The organism is Marinobacter antarcticus, from assembly GCF_011049865.1.
Classification (GTDB): Bacteria; Pseudomonadota; Gammaproteobacteria; order Pseudomonadales; family Oleiphilaceae; genus Marinobacter; species Marinobacter antarcticus_A.
The window spans coordinates 1-17,067 of record NZ_DRGY01000025.1 but is presented as its reverse complement, the minus strand read 5'-3'; the positions used below and the strand labels follow the sequence as shown (position 1 = coordinate 17,067).

Below are 17,067 nucleotides of genomic sequence, written 5' to 3'. Positions count from 1 at the left end.
TCACTCCCATTCAATCGTCGCCGGCGGCTTGGAAGACACATCGTACGTCACCCGTGATACGCCACTGATCTCATTGATGATGCGGTTGGAGACGGTTTCCAGCAGCTCATACGGCAGATGCGCCCAGCGCGCGGTCATGAAATCGATGGTTTCAACGGCGCGCAACGCAATCACCCATTCGTAGCGGCGGGCATCACCCACCACACCCACGGATTTAACCGGCAGGAATACCGCAAACGCCTGGCTGGTTTTGTGATAAAAATCGGCGCGGTGCAGTTCTTCCAGGAAGATGGCGTCGGCGCGGCGCAGGATGTCTGCGTACTCCTTTTTCACCTCGCCCAGAATACGCACACCCAGGCCAGGCCCCGGGAACGGGTGGCGATAAACCATATCGTAGGGCAGGCCCAGCTCCAGGCCAATGCGCCGCACTTCATCTTTGAACAATTCGCGCAGCGGTTCTACTAATTTAAGCTTCATGGTTTCCGGTAGACCACCCACGTTGTGGTGAGATTTAATCACGTGGGATTTCCCGGTTTTGGACGCGGCCGATTCGATTACGTCCGGATAGATGGTGCCCTGAGCCAGCCAGTTCACATTCTGAATGCGCGTGGCTTCTTCATCGAACACATCGATAAAGGTGTTGCCGATCACCTTGCGCTTCCGCTCCGGGTCACTGACGCCTTCGAGATTGGCGAGGAAACGCTCTTCAGCATCGGCGCGAATCACTTTTACGCCCATGCTGCTGCCGAACATGTCCATCACCTGGTCGCCTTCGTTCAGGCGTAACAGGCCGTTATCGACAAACACACAGGTAAGCTGATCACCAATGGCTTTGTGCAGAAGCGCCGCTGTGACCGATGAATCCACACCGCCAGACAGGCCCAGCAGAACCTTGTCGGAACCCACCTGCTCACGAATTTTGTGCACGGCGTCGTCCACAATCTTGGCGGGCGTCCACAAGGCTTCACAGCCGCAGATGGTCATCACAAAGTGCTCAAGAATGCGCTTGCCCTGCAGAGTGTGAGTCACTTCCGGGTGGAATTGCAGTCCATAAAGATTGCGTGCCAGGTCCTGCATAGCGGCGATGGGCGCGCTTTCGGTCGATGCCAAAAGCTCAAAGCCCTCTGGCATGGCCACAACCTTGTCACCGTGGCTCATCCACACATCCAGAAGGGATTCACCCGTCGCGGTAAGGTGGTCCGTGATGTCTTCGAGCAGCGGGCCTTTAGCGCGAACTTTCACCTGCGCATAACCAAATTCACGTTTCTCGGAGCTGGCAACTCGTCCGCCCAGTTGCTCAGCCATGACTTGCATGCCATAACAAATACCCAGAATCGGAATACCCAGTTCAAACAAGCCGTCAGGCGCACGCGGGCCACCCAGCTCGGTAACAGACTCAGGGCCGCCAGCCAGCAAAATACCCTTTGGGTTGAACGCCTGCAGCTCTTCATCGGTGATATCGAACGCACGCACTTCGCAGTACACGCCAATGTCACGCACGCGGCGGGCGATCAGTTGTGTGTACTGGGAACCAAAATCTAGAATCAGGATACGGTGATCGTGAATATTGTGAGCCATGAAATCCTCGGAAAAAATAAGCTGTGCGGCCCCGGTCAGAGCCGCACCCAAGCTGTTTGATCTCAGCTGACGCGGTAGTTTGGCGATTCTTTGGTGATGGTTACGTCGTGCACGTGGCTCTCACGCATACCGGCACCGGTGATGCGAACAAATCGGGGCCTGGTGCGCATGTCTGTCATGGTTTCGCTACCGGTATATCCCATGGCCGCACGCAGGCCGCCCACCAACTGATGGATGATATTGCGCATAGGGCCCTTGCAGGCAACGCGGCCTTCAATGCCTTCCGGCACCAACTTTTCAATGCCTTTACTAGCATCCTGGAAATAACGGTCACTTGAACCCTGCCCCATCGCACCCAACGAACCCATGCCGCGATAGGCCTTGTAACTGCGACCCTGATAAAGCTCAATTTCTCCCGGTGCCTCATCTGTGCCTGCCAGCAAACTGCCAATCATCACACAGTGGGCGCCGGCCACGATGGCCTTGGCGATATCACCGGAAAAGCGCACGCCGCCGTCCGCAATCAGCGGAATATCGCGATCCTTCAAAGCTTCCGCAACGCTGGACACGGCGGATATCTGCGGCACACCAACGCCCGCCACAATGCGAGTGGTGCAGATAGAGCCGGGGCCGATACCGACTTTTACCGCGTCTGCGCCGGCATCAGCCAGTGCGGTAGCGGCTTCTGCCGTGGCGATATTTCCGCCAATCACCTGCAAATCCGGGTAGTGCTTCTTGATCCATCGAACACGCTCGATGACACCGCGGGAGTGGCCATGGGCTGTGTCCACCACGATGACATCCACGCCGGCTTCGGCCAGCGCAACAATACGGGCTTCGGTATCACCACCGGTGCTGACAGCGGCGCCCACGCGCAAGCGACCCTGGTTGTCCTTGCATGCGAGTGGATAGTCTTTGGACTTCTGGATATCTTTCGCAGTAATCAGGCCACGAAGCTGAAAATTGTCATTCACCACCAGCACTTTCTCAATACGGTGGCGGTGCAGTAGCTCTTTCACGGATTCCAGATCGGCACCTTCCTTCACGGTGACCAGCTTGTCTTTGGGCGTCATTATTTCACGCACCAGCGTGTCCATGCTGCTCTCAAAGCGGATGTCCCGGCCGGTCACAATGCCAATCAACTCGCTGCCGTCGACCACCGGCAGGCCAGAAATGTTATTGGCCAGCGTAATTTCAACCAGCTCACGTACGGTGTTGTCCGGGTTAACGGTAATCGGGTCTTTCACCACACCGCTTTCAAATTTTTTCACCCGGCGTACCGCAGCCGCCTGCTGATCCGGGCTCATGTTCTTGTGCATAATGCCAATACCGCCTTCCTGAGCCATGGCGATGGCAAGCTCGGCGTCGGTTACCGTGTCCATGGCGGCAGACACAAGCGGTATGTTCAGCGTAATATTCCGGGTTAACCGGGTACGCAGATCCGCCTGATGGGGTAACACCTCGGAATAACCGGGCACCAGCAGAACATCATCAAATGTAAGAGCTTCTTCGGCAATTCGCAGCATTGGGATCGGCCTTTTGAACGTGCTAAATTTGAACCTTTCGTGCGGCATTGATGATGCAGCCGCAAAGTGAAATGTGTAATCGAGCTATTATAAAGAGGTGTCGCAGGTCAGTAAACTGCGCAGTTTCCTGTAGAAAGCCCCATGCATTTGAAATTACAGCACTTTACACTCACATTTTTCGGCTATTGCGTATAGGCCGGCGAGGAGCTTTTGGTGAACGACGTGTTTCAGGATACCCGGCCCAGAGCGCTGAGCGTCAGCGAACTGAACCATCAGGCCAGGCACCTGCTGGAATCCAGCTTTATGCAGGTGTGGGTTGAGGGCGAATTGTCGGGCTTTTCAAGACCTTCGTCCGGCCATTGGTACTTTTCCCTGAAAGATCGCAAGTGCCAGATTCGTTGCGCCATGTTCCGGGGGCTGAATCAGCGCATACGCGCCATACCCAAGGAAGGCGACCAGGTACGCATTCGCGGTAAAGTCACCCTGTATGAAAACCGCGGCGACTTCCAGATTATTGCGGAGCATATTGAGCCCGCAGGGCTCGGTGAGTTGCAACTGGCTTTTGATGAGTTAAAACGCAAGCTGCAGGCCGAAGGCCTGTTTGACGCAGGCCGCAAAAAGCCGGTTCCCACGTTGCCAACTCACATTGGCGTTATCACCTCACCCACCGGCGCAGCCATACACGACATACTCACCGTTCTGGCACGACGATGCCCTGCCATACCGGTCACCCTTTACCCCACAACGGTTCAGGGACAACCCGCTACCGCGGAAATTGTTCGGGCGATTAATCTGGCGCAAACCCACGGTGTGGCCGATGTGCTGATCATTGGGCGTGGTGGTGGTTCCCTGGAAGACCTCTGGTGCTTTAACGAGGAAGCGGTGGCCCGCGCCATTGCCGCCTGCACTATTCCCACCGTCAGTGCGGTTGGCCATGAAACAGACGTTACCATCGCCGACTTCGTCGCGGATCTGCGGGCGCCCACACCGTCTGCGGCGGCTGAAAAGGTTTCACCTGACCAACGCGACATGCTTCGACAGATAAACGATCGCGAGCTACGCCTGACCAACGCGGCCAACAGAGCGCTGCAGCGGCTTGGCACCAAGCTGGAACACTTGGCGGCGCGGCTAAGGGATCCGCGGCGGGAACTGCTGGAAAAAGCCCAGCGCCTGGACGAACTGGAACTGCGCCTTGGCAAAATCATGGCTCAACGACTGGACCGCTCACAGGTGCGAAGCGCTCATCTGGCGCAACGGCTAGACATGCAGTCCCCCCGCAAACAGTTAGCAAGCAGTCGTGAGGCACTTGACCGATCTGCCACCCAATTGGATAACGCGGTGCGACGAATTCTGGCAAAAGCGCAAGATCGGCTGGAGCACACGGCGGGCAGCCTTAACGTGGTTAGCCCCCTGGCGACTCTGGGGCGTGGATACGCCATCGTTCGCGATTCCCATGGCCACATCATCCGCAACGCCCCGGATGTTGCTGCCGGCGACAGCATTTCTGCACATGTGGCAAACGGCACCATCACGGCGGAAGTAAAGTCCATCAACCCGAAAAACAGCGGGTTGGAAAATTCCGCCAACTAATCCTATGGTCTACTGGTTCGCTGCCCCAAAGCGCCTAAAGTTGAGAGAACTGTCAACAGAATAAAAACAGGCTCAACGAGGTAAAATGTATGGACTATCACTCAGAATTCCGGAGATCGATCGATAAACCGGACGAATTCTGGCGTGAAAAGGCAGGCGACATCGACTGGATCCAGCCCCCTGAGACCATGTGGCAAGCCACCGATAACGGTCATGGCCAATGGTTTCCTGACGGAACGCTCAATACCGCCGACATTGCCCTCGACGCCAACGTTCGAGCCGGCCGGGGTGATCAGAAAGCCCTCATATACGACTCACCGGTTACCGGAGCAAAGCGAAGTTACACCTACCGCGAGCTCACCGACGAAGTCGCGCGGTTTGCCGGCGCTCTGAAAGCAAAAGGAATTGGCAAAGGCGACATGGTGATCATTTATATGCCGATGATCCCGGAAGCCGTCATAGCCATGCTGGGGTGCGCTCGCCTCGGTGCCGTTCACTCGGTGGTCTTTGGCGGTTTTGCCGCCCACGAACTCACAGTACGAATCGACGATGCGCAACCCAAAGCCATAATTACCGCCTCTTGCGGCATCGAAGTCTCGAAAGTAATCGAGTACAAACCACTGGTAGATAAAGCCCTTGAACGGGCTTCTCACGAGCCTGACTTTTGCATTGTTTACCAACGGCCGCAGGCACGGGCGAAGATGCACGAAGGCCGCGATCACGACTGGAGCGACGTAATGGCGGGCGCTGAGCCGGCAAGCCCGGTACCCGTAAAAGCAACAGACCCGCTGTATGTGCTTTATACCTCCGGCACCACGGGCAAACCCAAAGGTGTGGTGAGAGATAACGGTGGACACGCCGTGGCACTCAAATACAGTATGAAGCTGGTCTACGATGCCAAACCCGGCGACATATTCTGGGCTGCCTCAGATGTGGGCTGGGTGGTCGGCCACAGCTACATTGTTTATGCGCCTTTGTTTGCGGGCTGCACAACCATTTTGTATGAAGGCAAACCGGTCAGAACCCCCGATGCGGGCGCGTTCTGGAGAGTGGTTCAGGATCACGGCGTTAATCTTCTGTTCACAGCGCCCACCGCATTTCGCGCTGTGCGCAAAGAAGACCCGGAAGCAGACCAACTTTCCCGCTATGACATAAGTTCGCTGCGGCGCATTTTTCTTGCCGGTGAACGTCTGGACCCGCCAACCTATGAATGGCTGCGGGAACATACTCAGCTCCCGATACTGGACCACTGGTGGCAAACCGAAACCGGTTGGGCCATCTGCTGCAATCCGGTGGGTATTGAAACATTAGTGATCAAGCCAGGCTCCGCAACCGTCCCCTCGCCTGGCTATAACGTGCAAGTTGTGAGCCCTGACGGCAGCCAGATGCCAGCGGGAGAACAGGGGCAGATCGTGGTCAAGCTTCCACTGCCCCCTAGCTGTCTGATGACCGTCTGGGGAGATGACCAACGATTCCAGGATAGCTACCTCAATCTCATTCCCGGGTTTTACAGCTCGGGGGATGGCGGCTTTATTGACGAAGACGGCTATGTTTTCGTTATGGGCCGCACAGATGACGTGATAAACGTGGCCGGCCACCGGCTTTCAACCGGTGAAATGGAAGAAGTGGTTGCCTCCCACCCGGCGATTGCCGAATGCTGCGTAGTGGGCGCTCACGACGACATGAGAGGCCAGGTACCGCTGGGGCTCGTGCTGATTAAAGACGGCGCGACCATTGATCATGACGAACTGGAAGAAGAGCTTGTGGAAATGGTGCGGGATAAAATTGGCGCCATCGCCTGTTTTCGAAGAGCCCTTGTGGTTGAGCGTTTGCCAAAGACCCGCTCCGGAAAGATTCTGCGCCGGGTTATCCGGCAGATTGCAGACGGTGAGGAGTATGCCGTTCCAAGCACCATAGACGATCCGGCCATTCTGGAGGAGATCAGTGAGCAGTTCCGCCGCTAAAATCCGTTAAGCCGATAACAAAATGCCCGCACCAGATTCTGGCTCGGGCATTTTTTATTCATTATCCAATAACTTGATGTTTTATAACGATATAAAAGCGCCTGCAAAACGTTGACGACCCTCAAACTCGGTCTATACTGAAATTGCTGTGGAAAATCTTCAGTGCCCCGTGGGGGAAAATCTCAGAAAGACAGGAAAGATCAATGTCCGATACAAAAACAGGCAGCGTAAAGTGGTTTAACGAATCCAAAGGCTTTGGCTTTATTGCACAAGACGACGGCAATGACGTTTTTGTGCACTACAGTGCTATTAACTCAGGCGGTTTCCGCACACTGACAGAAGGTCAGCAGGTGCAGTTCACCGTCACACAGGGCCCTAAAGGCCCACAGGCGGAAAACGTAACCCCGGTCTGAGGCTGCCTTTTCGCCCTCTGTCCCTCACGGGTACAAGAAAATGCAACAAGCCGGCCTTCGTGCCGGCTTGTTGCATTTTGCTCAAACGCTTATTGCACGTTCGTGGCCGCCTGTTTTTGCACCCGACTCATCTGCAACTTGAGCCACTGCAGAAAATAGCGCCTGCAAAGTTGCGGACGTTGTGTCCTCCGCAAGAGCCGCGGCACTGCAATGCTGGCCACCGGCCGTCAGACGTATGCAAGCCAGGGCGTTGGCGCGAGTGCCCTCACCCAGCGCAAACTCATCGTAAGCCTCTACGGCTATGGCAAACCCAAAGCGCTTTTCCAACGCCGCGGAAACGGCTTCCACTGCGCCAAGGCCGCGACCTTTAAGGCGAATCGGAGCAGACTCTCGGCCGAAGGCAACCTCAGCCAACACGCCCTGATCATCCCGGTGCAGATCGTAAGCACGCAGCGCCCAGTCTTCATGAACCGTCAAATAGCGCTGCTCGAACAAGCTATGAATAGCCTTTGAATCGATTTCACCGCCGTTCACTTCGGCGGCTTTCTGAACCACCTTGCTGAACTCGATCTGCAACCAACGCGGCAGGCTGATGTTGTAATCCCGCTCGAGAACATAGGCCACTCCGCCCTTGCCCGATTGGCTGTTAATGCGCACAACCTCTTCATATCGGCGCCCCAAATCAAAAGGATCGATGGGCAGATAGGCTACATTCCAGGCATCCCCGTCTTTCCTGCGCGCCAGGCACTTACGAATGGCGTCCTGATGGCTTCCGGAGAATGCGGTAAACACCAACTCGCCGGCGTAAGGATGTCGCGGGTGGGTTGAAATTTCAGTGCAGGCTTCAACAACCTCTGTAATTTCCGCCATGCCGGACAAATCCAGCATCGGGTCGATGCCCTGGGAATACAGATTCATGGCCATGGTGACCAAATCCATGTTGCCCGTGCGCTCACCGTTACCCATCAGCGTTCCTTCTACCCGGTCCGCACCGGCCATAACAGCCAGTTCTGCCGCAGCCACGCCACAGCCCCGGTCGTTGTGGGTGTGCACGCTGACACTGATGTACTCACGGCGGCGGATGTGGTCACAGACCCATTCAATCTGGTCTGCGAACACGTTGGGCGTTGCCATTTCAACGGTGGCGGGCAAGTTGACAATCATCGGCTGCCCTTCGTCCGGGCGCCATACGTCCGAGACCGCGTCGATAACCTCGACTGCAAAATCCAGTTCGGTTCCGGTGAAGCTCTCCGGGGAGTACTGGAACGTCCATTCCGTGTCCGAGTTACGTGCTGCAAGATCCTTTACCACTTGAGCGCCGTTAACCGCGATGTCACGGATGCCCGCCCGGTCCAGACCAAACACCTGCTCTCTCTGCACTGTCGATGTCGAGTTGTACACGTGAACAATGGCGCTGCGAGCACCTTTTAAGGCCTCGTAAGTGCGCGCAATTAACTCCGGCCGTGCCTGGGTCAACGCCTGGATTTTCACATCGTCAGGAATCCGGTTTTCGTCAATCAGCTTGCGGCAGAAATCAAAATCCGGCTGACTGGCGGCGGGAAACCCGATTTCGATTTCCTTGAAGCCCAACTTGACAAGCAAATCGAACATGCGCTGCTTCTGGGCAACGTTCATGGGCTTTACCAGAGCCTGGTTCCCATCGCGAAGATCCACCGCACACCAGGTTGGTGCTTTTTCAATAACCCTGTCCGGCCAGCGGCGGTCGGTTTTTGCTACCGGCTGAAAGGCCGAATATTTGCGATGATCGAAAGCCATGTCGGTTGCGCTCCTTTTTGTTTCTGCTGATTAACTGAATAACATCTATCTTAACGCGTTCTTTAAAGCATAGGATTGCTAAATAGAGGGTAAAAGCGTATTTTATTAGCTATAAATTTCATTTAAATAACTTTAAAGACAATATTATGCCTGAAAAATCCGAAACGCTCATACAAATCGATAAAACCGACAGGCGCATTCTGGCCCAAATACAAAAAGACGCCTCCCTGACCAATCAGCAACTGGCTGAAAAAATCGGGTTATCGCCCTCCCCCTGCCTGAGAAGAATGCGGGCTCTTGAGGATGCGGGCATCGTCGTGCGTACGGTTTCGGTTCTTGATCATAAAAAACTGGGGCTCTCGCTCACAGCCATCATTCTTATTGGAATGGACAGGCACACACCTGAACGCTTTGCGGCCTTTGAAGAACAGATAAGCGAGTACCCGGAAGTTCTGGAATGCTATCTGGTGACCGGCCACGATGCCGATTACATGCTCAAAGTAGTTGTGCCAGACATGGATCACTATCACCACTTTTTGCTGAACCGGATTACGCGGATTCAAGGGGTCAGCGGCGTTCACTCAAGTTTTGTTCTGAGGCGTGTCATCGACAGCACAGCTTTGCCTTTGGGGTATTTATCCTGACACCGAATTCACTGGCCGGTTAACGATGCTCACCGTCTGTATTTTGTGCCGCCGGCTACGTACAATAAACGCAACTTTAAAACCATCGTCTTACGCGACACCAACGAGCGGAAACCAAGATGAGAGCAAGCCGTTACCTGATTGCAACCCAGAAAGAAACGCCTTCTGACGCGGAGATTATCAGTCACCAGCTTATGCTTCGCGCCGGTATGATCCGTAAACTTGCAGCCGGCCTCTACACCTGGCTACCCATGGGGCTGCGAACACTGCGCAAGGTTGAGCGGATTGTTCGCGAAGAAATGGACAAGAGCGGTGCTCAAGAGGTGCTCATGCCCGCCGTTCAACCGGCGGAACTGTGGCAGGAATCCGGTCGCTGGACGCAATACGGCGGTGAACTGCTGCGCATGAACGACCGTCACGGCCGTGAATTCTGCTTCGGCCCCACCCATGAAGAAGTGATTACCGACCTGATCCGTAATGAACTGAAAAGCTACAAGGAACTGCCAGCCAATTTTTACCAGATTCAAACCAAATTCCGCGACGAACGCCGCCCCCGCTTCGGGGTGATGCGTGCCCGGGAATTCATTATGAAGGATGCTTACTCCTTCCATGTGAACGCCGAATCCCTGGATGAAACCTATCAGCTTATGCATCGCACCTACTGCGCCATTTTTGATCGTCTGGGGCTGGATTATCGCCCGGTGCAAGCAGATTCTGGCGCTATTGGCGGCAGTGCCTCCCATGAATTCCACGTGCTGGCCTCCTCCGGCGAAGACGATATTGCCTTCAGCAATGAAAGCGATTATGCCGCCAATATCGAAAAGGCCGAGGCAGTCGCGCCAGCGGGCGAGCGCGCAGCACCGTCTGAAGCGATGCAGGAAATTGCAACGCCCGATCAGCGCACCATCGAGGCCATCTCACAATTTTTGGGCATCGACGCAACACGCACTGTAAAAACCCTGTTGGTCAAAGCTCAAGAAGATGAGGACGGCGATGCAGGCCTGGTGGCACTGATCCTGCGCGGCGACCATATGCTGAACGAAATCAAAGCCGAAAATCTGGAAGGGGTTGCAGAACCTCTGACCATGGCAACCGATGAAGAAATCGAAGCCATCATTGGCTGTAAAGCCGGCTCAATTGGCCCGGTAAATCTGAGCGTACCCGTTATTGTGGATCGCAGTGCGGCCCACCTTGCAGATTTTGTATGTGGCGCGAACCGTGAAGGCTTCCATCTCACAGGCGTGAATTGGGAGCGCGATTTACCGCTTGGCCGAGTTGAAGACGTTCGAGACGTTGTAGAAGGCGACGTCAGCCCTGATGGCAAGGGCACTCTGGAGATACGCCGGGGCATCGAAGTTGGTCACATTTTCAAACTGGGCAATAAATACAGTACCGCCATGAACGCCACCGTACTGGATGAAAACGGTAAAACCGTGATCATGGATATGGGATGCTATGGCATTGGCGTCTCTCGCATTGTGGCTGCCTCAATCGAGCAAAATCACGATGAGAAAGGCATTATCTGGCCCGATGCCATTGCGCCGTTTCAGGTGGCTATCGTCACGCTCAATGCCCACAAAACACCCACCGTGGCCGAAGCCGGCGAGAAACTCTACGAGCAACTGCAGCAAGCCGGATACGACGTGCTTCTGGACGACCGCAAAGAACGCCCAGGCGTGAAGTTTGCGGATATGGAGCTGATGGGCATTCCCCACCGCTTTGTTATTTCCGACCGCGGACTTGAAGCGGGCACCCTTGAGTACAAAGGACGCAGAGACGCCGACAAGCAGGATATTGCGGTGGCCGAGGCTTTGTCATTTCTTGTCAGCCTGAAACCACGTACTGGCGATGATGCGGGCAATTAAGCGGGCATTTGTAGCCCTTGGTGAAACTTGCTGTCAGGCAACGCTTAATGGCAGCCGCCGACTATGCCTGGCTCCACTTCCAGATTCACGCCGAAGCGGGCCTTTACGGACTCACGGATGTCTGCGGCTAAATCAAGTACGTCCTGGCCTGTTCCGCCCGAATGATTGATTAACACCAGTGCCTGGCGGTTATGAACGCCGACTCGGGCATTGCGATAACCTTTCCACCCGCACTGGTCGATCAGCCAGGCTGCGGCCATCTTGACGGTGTCGTTCCGGGGATAGCCAACGGCGCCGGGCTGTGAGGCCTGCAGTTTGCTGAACTGATCGGCGGACACTACAGGGTTTTTGAAAAAGCTGCCGGCGTTGGGAATGATAGCCGGATCCGGTAATTTCCGGCGCCGGACTGCCATCACCGCCTCGGCAACGGTCAGGGGCGTCAGATGTTCAGGCGGGGTTTCTGAAAGGTAGTCTTGAAGATCTTTGTAGCCGAGCTGCAAGGGCTTTTCTCGGGACAGCCGCAGCCGAATCTCGGTAATGATGTAGCGGCCCGGACTGAGTTTGAAAAGGCTGTCGCGATAACCAAAGCCGCATTCCGCGTTATCAAGGCTTACAAGCTGGTCGGACTCCCTATCCAGCGCAGTCACTGAAATCAGTGTGTCGCAGAGCTCGACGCCATAAGCCCCTATATTCTGCACCGGCGCTGCGCCGGCGGTGCCGGGTATAAGTGCCAGGTTCTCAATGCCCCGATACCCCGCGCCTGCGGCGTACAGCACCGCGTCGTGCCAGTTTTCACCGGCGCCTAAAACCAGCGTTGCACCTGTATTGCCCACCTGTTCCCAGTAGCGCCCCGCCGCTTTCATGCGAATGACAAGACCGTCAAAATCCCCGGCAAACACCAGGTTGCTGCCGCTGCCAAGCACCAGTGTTTTAAGCCCGTTCTTTTTCGCCAGCGCCAGTGCGCTGCGCAAATCATCCAGATTGGTCACATCCATGAAAAATCTTGCCGTGGCGGATACCCGCAGAGTGTTGAGTGTTAAAAGCCCAACGCTCTCTTGTACCTCCGCATGCAAGCTCACGCCAAACGCTCCTGAATATCACGGAGCAAGCCCTCGCCTGCCTTTTCAACCAGATCAAGCACGTGTTCAAATCCGTCCTCGCCACCAAAATAGGGGTCCGGCACTTCAGCCAGCCCGGAACGACCATACTCAAGAAACAGCGTGGGCTCTGTTCCGCCAGTCTGGCGCCAGATCTCTTTCACATCGGCCAGATTCTGACGATCCATCACGACCACGTAATCGAAGGTTTTCAGATCGTTTTCCGCAAACTGTCGGGCCTTGAGCGCGCTGAGATCAACGCCGCGCTTCTGCGCAGCCTCCTGAGATCGCGAATCAGGCCCTTTGCCAATGTGCCAGTTACCGGTGCCACAGGAATCGATCTGAATCTGGTCTTGCAGTCCCGCTCGCGCCACCAGTTTGCGAAAGACGCCTTCGGCGGTCGGAGAACGGCAGATATTACCCAGACACACAAACAGGACATTGGCAGGCTTACTCATGCTTCTCCTCTCCCAGCATCCGCTAATTTGGTCATCCAGGTTCTGACACGTTGCAGATCCGCCTCCGTGTCAACGCCTGCCGGCGGCGTTCCGGCCGCTACTTCTACGTGTATTCGGGCACCGTTATACAACGCCCGCAACTGTTCCAGTGATTCCGCCAATTCGGTAGGTGCCGGTGCCCAGCTCACGAAACGGCTGAGCACGCTGGCCCGATACCCATAAATGCCTATATGCCGGAAATATCCGACACCGTCCTTCAAAGCGGCGCCTGCGTTGGGTGCCAAACCCTTATTCTTGTGCAGGTCTCCCCAGTGATCCCGTGCCCAGGGTATGGGCGCACGGCTGAAATAATGGGCCATGCCTTCACGATCAAACACCACCTTTACGACATTGGGGTTGAAGATCTGTTCAACGTCGTGCAGACGCTCGCACAGTGTAGCGATGGCGACGTCGGGGTAACGTTCGAGATTGTCGGCAACCTGGTTTATTAACTGTGGTGGTATCAAGGGCTCATCGCCTTGCACATTAACAACGCGGTGATCCGCATCCAGTCCAAGTTTACGCACCACCTCTTCGAGGCGGTCGGTGCCGCTGACATGGTTGGGCGACGTCATTACAACTTCGGCCCCGAACGCCTCACATGCAACCTGGATACGCGAGTCATCCGTAGCGATTACCACGCGGCTCGCCCGGCTTTCACACGCCCGCTCGAAGACGTGCTGAACCATGGGTTTGCCCGCGATATCAAGCAGGGGCTTACCGGGTAATCGGGTGGAGGCATAGCGGGCTGGAATCACAACCGTAAAAGACATGGGGCTTCGATCCTGCAGAGAACATATTCAGTTTTTGTGAAGGCGCTCGTCCGTTGAGAGTGAGCGGGCTTCCGTCGCCATCATGACAGGAATACCCTCCCGAATAGGAAAGGCCATGCCATCGGCAAAGCAAACCAGTTCCGTTCTGGCTTCGTTAAGCTTCAATTCACCTTTGCAAACCGGGCAGGCCAGCAAGGCCAAGAGTTTTTTATCCATAATCCAATCTCACTGACAGTTAAAACGTTGGCGGCCCGGAGCAGGCGCGCAATTTGGCAAGGACAGAATCGGAAAATGCCTTTGGAAGTTGGGCTTCAACATAGAGCACCCAGGCATTGTCCGGAGCAAAGCCGCGACACTTGACCCCGTCTTTGGCCGTCATCACCAGAATCTGATCGGCATCAGCGCCCAGATCCTCCGGGCGGAAACGATGATGATCCGGAAACGGCATGGCCGTCACGTTAGCGCCCAACGCCTCAAGCGTAAGGAAAAACCGCCCTGGATTGCCGATTCCCGCAACCGCGCGCACCCGCTTACCGTTCAAACTTTCGGGCGATCTGGTTTCCCCGCTTATCAGGTTAACAAGGCGGGTGGGCTGCAGCGTCATGGCGTACATTTGAGGATGCGCAAAACCACAAAACCCTGAGAGCGGCACTCGCCCCATTTCGTCTGACGCCACCGCGCCGTTGACAACGACAAAATCCACACTGGCCAGACGGCTGATCGGTTCGCGCAGGGGGCCAACGGGGATCAGGGCACCGTTACCTATGCCGCGTTCGCCATCAAATACCGCCAACTCGATATCCCGTGGCAACCGATAATGCTGGAGTCCGTCATCACTGACCAGAACGTCGCCCAACGCGTTATCCAGGGCGAATGCTGCTCCTCGGCATCTGTCCGGATCAACCACCACCGGCACACCGGTTGCCTGCGCCAGCATCACAGGCTCATCGCCCGCAAGGGATGGCAGAGCATCCTGAGTCACCAGTAGCGGGTAGCCAGACGAATTGCCGCCATAGCCGCGGCTGAGAATGACAGGCCGCCAACCGGCCGCTCGAATCTCATCGACCAGCCAGGCTGTTAATGGCGATTTCCCGGTGCCGCCAACGGTGATGTTGCCCACAACCACAACGGGCACAGGCAACGACTGAACGCGCGCGGTGATGGCCGAGCGCCGCCTTGCCTCCGCCACGGCCCGGTAAAGCCAGGCAAACGGCGATAACAGCATCAGCGGGCGGCTTTTACCGTACCAAAGGCGCTCCATCAGCGATGTCATGAATGCTCACTGAACTGCATCTGATGTAGCTGGGCGTACGCGCCGTTGCTGGCCAAAAGCTCAGCGTGAGGCCCGGATTCGATAATGCGCCCGTTATCCATAACCAGAATTCGATCAACATTCTCGATGGTGGAGAGCCGGTGAGCGATCACCAGCGTTGTCCGGCCCCTGATAACGGTTTCCAACGCTTCCTGAATATGCCGCTCCGATTCGGTATCCAGTGCGGAGGTTGCTTCGTCGAGAATCAGAATTGGCGCGTCTTTCAGCAAAGCCCGGGCAATGGCCAAACGCTGTCGCTGGCCGCCCGATAGCATCACGCCGTTGTCGCCGATCATGGTGTCCAGGCCATCCGGCATGCGGTCGATGAACTCCAGAGCATGGGCTTTCGCGGCTGCCTCACGAATGTCATCACGGCTACATTCCCTAAGCGCGCCATAGGCGATGTTGGCTGCAATTGTGTCGTTAAACAGCACCACATTTTGCGTAACCAGTGCAATCTGGGAGCGCAGTGCTTTCAGGGAAAAGTCCTTGAGGGAGTGTCCATCAATGCGGATATCGCCGCCAGTGTAGTCATAGAACCTCGGAAGCAGGCTGACCATCGTTGATTTGCCACTACCTGAGCGCCCGACCAACGCTATGCTCTGCCCGGATGGAATTTCGACTGAGATACCCTTCAATACATCGTCGAGCTGGTCCCGGTATCGAAACGCGACACTGTCAAATTCAATGCCTCCCTTGACACGTTCCGGGGCATAGGAGCCAAGGTCCTGCTCGGGCACTTCATCTATCGTCTCAAATACATCGTAGGCGGCGGCTACACCTTTCTGGATCTTGGCATGCACCGAAGTGACCTGGCGAATTGGCTTTGCCAGGGTCGTCGCAGCCGTGATGAAGGCCACCAGTTGGCCGGTGCTCATTTCGCCTCGTATCTCCGGCGCCAACATGGTCCAAACGAGTGCTGCAATGGCGATGGCCACCAAAATCTGAATCACCGGAATGCTGATTGCCTGGGTGGATGCCATCTTGAGACTTTGCTTTAAGTTTTTATCATTAACTTTTTGAAAACGTTGCTTTTCATATTCTATTCCGCCAAAAGCCCGAACCACCCGATACCCGGTGATCGACTCCGACGCCACATGGGTAATGTCGCCCATGGACCCTTGTATGCGCTGGCTGATCTTACGGAATCGCTTGCTCGCGTAACTGACAACCGCGCCAATCAAAGGCCCAACGGCGAGAAAGATCAACGTCAGTTTCCAGTTTGTATAAAGCATGAACCCGAGCAGGCCTATGATGGTCAGACCTTCCCGCAGCGTTATGGTGACCGCGTTGGTTGCCGCTTCGGACACCTGCTCCACGTTAAACGTGAGTTTGGAGACCAGCCTTCCGGCGGCATTTTCATCAAAATAGCGGGAGGGTAGCGTCATCAACCGATTGAACACGTCGTTGCGGAGTGCATTGATCACCTGCCGCCCCACATAGCTGATGAAATACTGGCTCATGAATGTGCCCACGCCGCGGAGCGAAAACACGGCAACGATCAACAGGGTCAGTAACAATCGATTCTGTTCGGTCGGATTTTCGATGGCGGCGATTACATATTCCATCGCCGCTGCCATGCCGGTGGAGGCCCCTGCGTAGATAACGTTCCCGACGACTGCCAGCGAAAAAGCCAGCCAGAACGGCTTCACGTATTTCAGCAGGCGTTTGTAAGTTGGCCAGGTCTCGCCGGGTTTGATGCGCTTGGGATCGGTCAGGGCTTCGTCTTGACTCACTGGCTGTCTGCCTCACGCTCTGTGGTAATACTGAGCTTGGAGAAACCCAGACGACCGGCTACATCCATCGCTCTAACCACATATTCATGGGGGGTGCGACCGTCTGCCGTAATAATGAATGGCAGTTTGGTGTCACCTTCGGCCAACTCGTTCACGCCAGAGAAGCCAGGAAGTCGGGGTAGACCTGACGCCGCTGATTGATGTGGTCTTCTTGCTGCTGATTTTCTTTATGGTCTCGACGACATTCACGCGGGAAAGTCACATGCAGGTGGAGTTGCCCGAAGCGAGCGGCGAAC

General features: G+C 55.7%; 14 protein-coding genes and 2 pseudogenes. 6 read left to right on the top strand and 10 right to left on the bottom strand.

The features are described 5' to 3' along the window. Positions 1-1,578: a glutamine-hydrolyzing GMP synthase gene (gene guaA / locus ENI00_RS02775; RefSeq protein ID WP_304098530.1), complete on the bottom strand. Its 1,578-nt coding sequence runs from the start codon at positions 1,576-1,578 to the stop codon at positions 1-3. A 62-nt stretch (positions 1,579-1,640) separates the two neighbouring features. Beyond that, on the bottom strand, positions 1,641-3,104 hold the full coding sequence (gene guaB / locus ENI00_RS02770; protein WP_304098527.1) for an IMP dehydrogenase: 1,464 nt from the start codon (positions 3,102-3,104) through the stop codon (positions 1,641-1,643). A 210-nt stretch (positions 3,105-3,314) separates the two neighbouring features. Between guaB and xseA the strand changes: the two genes are divergently transcribed. The 3 genes and pseudogenes from xseA (at position 3,315) to ENI00_RS02755 (ending at position 7,071) form a co-directional block, all read left to right on the top strand. Further along, positions 3,315-4,694 carry an exodeoxyribonuclease VII large subunit gene (gene xseA, locus ENI00_RS02765; protein WP_414674201.1) on the top strand — a complete coding sequence of 460 codons (1,380 nt, stop codon included), beginning with the start codon at positions 3,315-3,317 and terminating at the stop codon, positions 4,692-4,694. An 86-nt stretch (positions 4,695-4,780) separates the two neighbouring features. Continuing rightward, a pseudogene (locus ENI00_RS02760) lies at positions 4,781-6,658 on the top strand (propionyl-CoA synthetase); the annotation flags it as partial. A 203-nt stretch (positions 6,659-6,861) separates the two neighbouring features. Beyond that, on the top strand, positions 6,862-7,071 hold the full coding sequence (locus ENI00_RS02755) for a cold-shock protein (RefSeq protein WP_304098522.1): 210 nt from the start codon (positions 6,862-6,864) through the stop codon (positions 7,069-7,071). Between the two features lie 81 nt (positions 7,072-7,152). Here ENI00_RS02755 and ENI00_RS02750 read toward each other — a convergent pair whose 3' ends face one another. Next, the gene (locus tag ENI00_RS02750; protein ID WP_304098519.1) at positions 7,153-8,847 is read right to left on the bottom strand and encodes a 2-isopropylmalate synthase; all 1,695 of its coding nucleotides are present in this window, start codon (positions 8,845-8,847) and stop codon (positions 7,153-7,155) included. Between the two features lie 146 nt (positions 8,848-8,993). Here ENI00_RS02750 and ENI00_RS02745 point away from each other — a divergent pair, with 146 nt between their 5' ends. Beyond that, positions 8,994-9,491, top strand: coding sequence for an Lrp/AsnC family transcriptional regulator (locus ENI00_RS02745; RefSeq protein ID WP_304098516.1), 498 nt, complete (start codon positions 8,994-8,996; stop codon positions 9,489-9,491). A 119-nt stretch (positions 9,492-9,610) separates the two neighbouring features. Further along, a complete protein-coding gene (locus tag ENI00_RS02740) occupies positions 9,611-11,356 on the top strand; it encodes a proline--tRNA ligase (protein ID WP_304098511.1) in 1,746 nt (581 codons plus the stop codon). 44 nt (positions 11,357-11,400) lie between these two features. On the opposite strand, the gene murB is transcribed toward ENI00_RS02740, so the two are convergent. The 7 genes and pseudogenes from murB to ENI00_RS02705 form a co-directional block, all read right to left on the bottom strand. Next, a complete protein-coding gene (gene murB / locus ENI00_RS02735; protein ID WP_304098509.1) occupies positions 11,401-12,435 on the bottom strand; it encodes a UDP-N-acetylmuramate dehydrogenase in 1,035 nt (344 codons plus the stop codon). Further along, a complete protein-coding gene (locus tag ENI00_RS02730) occupies positions 12,432-12,911 on the bottom strand; it encodes a low molecular weight protein-tyrosine-phosphatase (protein ID WP_304098506.1) in 480 nt (159 codons plus the stop codon). The genes murB and ENI00_RS02730 overlap by 4 nt, the downstream gene beginning before the upstream one ends. Then, positions 12,908-13,723: a 3-deoxy-manno-octulosonate cytidylyltransferase gene (kdsB, locus tag ENI00_RS02725; RefSeq protein WP_304098504.1), complete on the bottom strand. Its 816-nt coding sequence runs from the start codon at positions 13,721-13,723 to the stop codon at positions 12,908-12,910. Before kdsB ends, ENI00_RS02730 begins: the two co-directional genes overlap by 4 nt. Before the next feature lie 27 nt (positions 13,724-13,750). Next, on the bottom strand, positions 13,751-13,939 hold the full coding sequence (locus ENI00_RS02720) for a Trm112 family protein (RefSeq protein ID WP_304098501.1): 189 nt from the start codon (positions 13,937-13,939) through the stop codon (positions 13,751-13,753). A 19-nt stretch (positions 13,940-13,958) separates the two neighbouring features. Next, a complete protein-coding gene (gene lpxK / locus ENI00_RS02715) occupies positions 13,959-14,996 on the bottom strand; it encodes a tetraacyldisaccharide 4'-kinase (RefSeq protein WP_304098498.1) in 1,038 nt (345 codons plus the stop codon). Further along, complete coding sequence (gene msbA / locus ENI00_RS02710; protein WP_304098475.1) at positions 14,993-16,771, bottom strand: lipid A export permease/ATP-binding protein MsbA; 1,779 nt, start codon at positions 16,769-16,771, stop codon at positions 14,993-14,995. Before msbA ends, lpxK begins: the two co-directional genes overlap by 4 nt. Continuing rightward, positions 16,768-16,926, bottom strand: a pseudogene (locus ENI00_RS02705) (ExbD/TolR family protein); the annotation flags it as partial. The gene msbA and the pseudogene ENI00_RS02705, both read right to left, overlap by 4 nt. Here ENI00_RS02705 and ENI00_RS02700 point away from each other — a divergent pair. Then, positions 16,890-17,067, top strand: a 178-nt coding sequence (locus ENI00_RS02700) for an ExbD/TolR family protein (RefSeq protein WP_304098533.1), incomplete at its 3' end; no start/stop codon positions are given. The pseudogene ENI00_RS02705 and the gene ENI00_RS02700 sit on opposite strands and share 37 nt — an antisense overlap.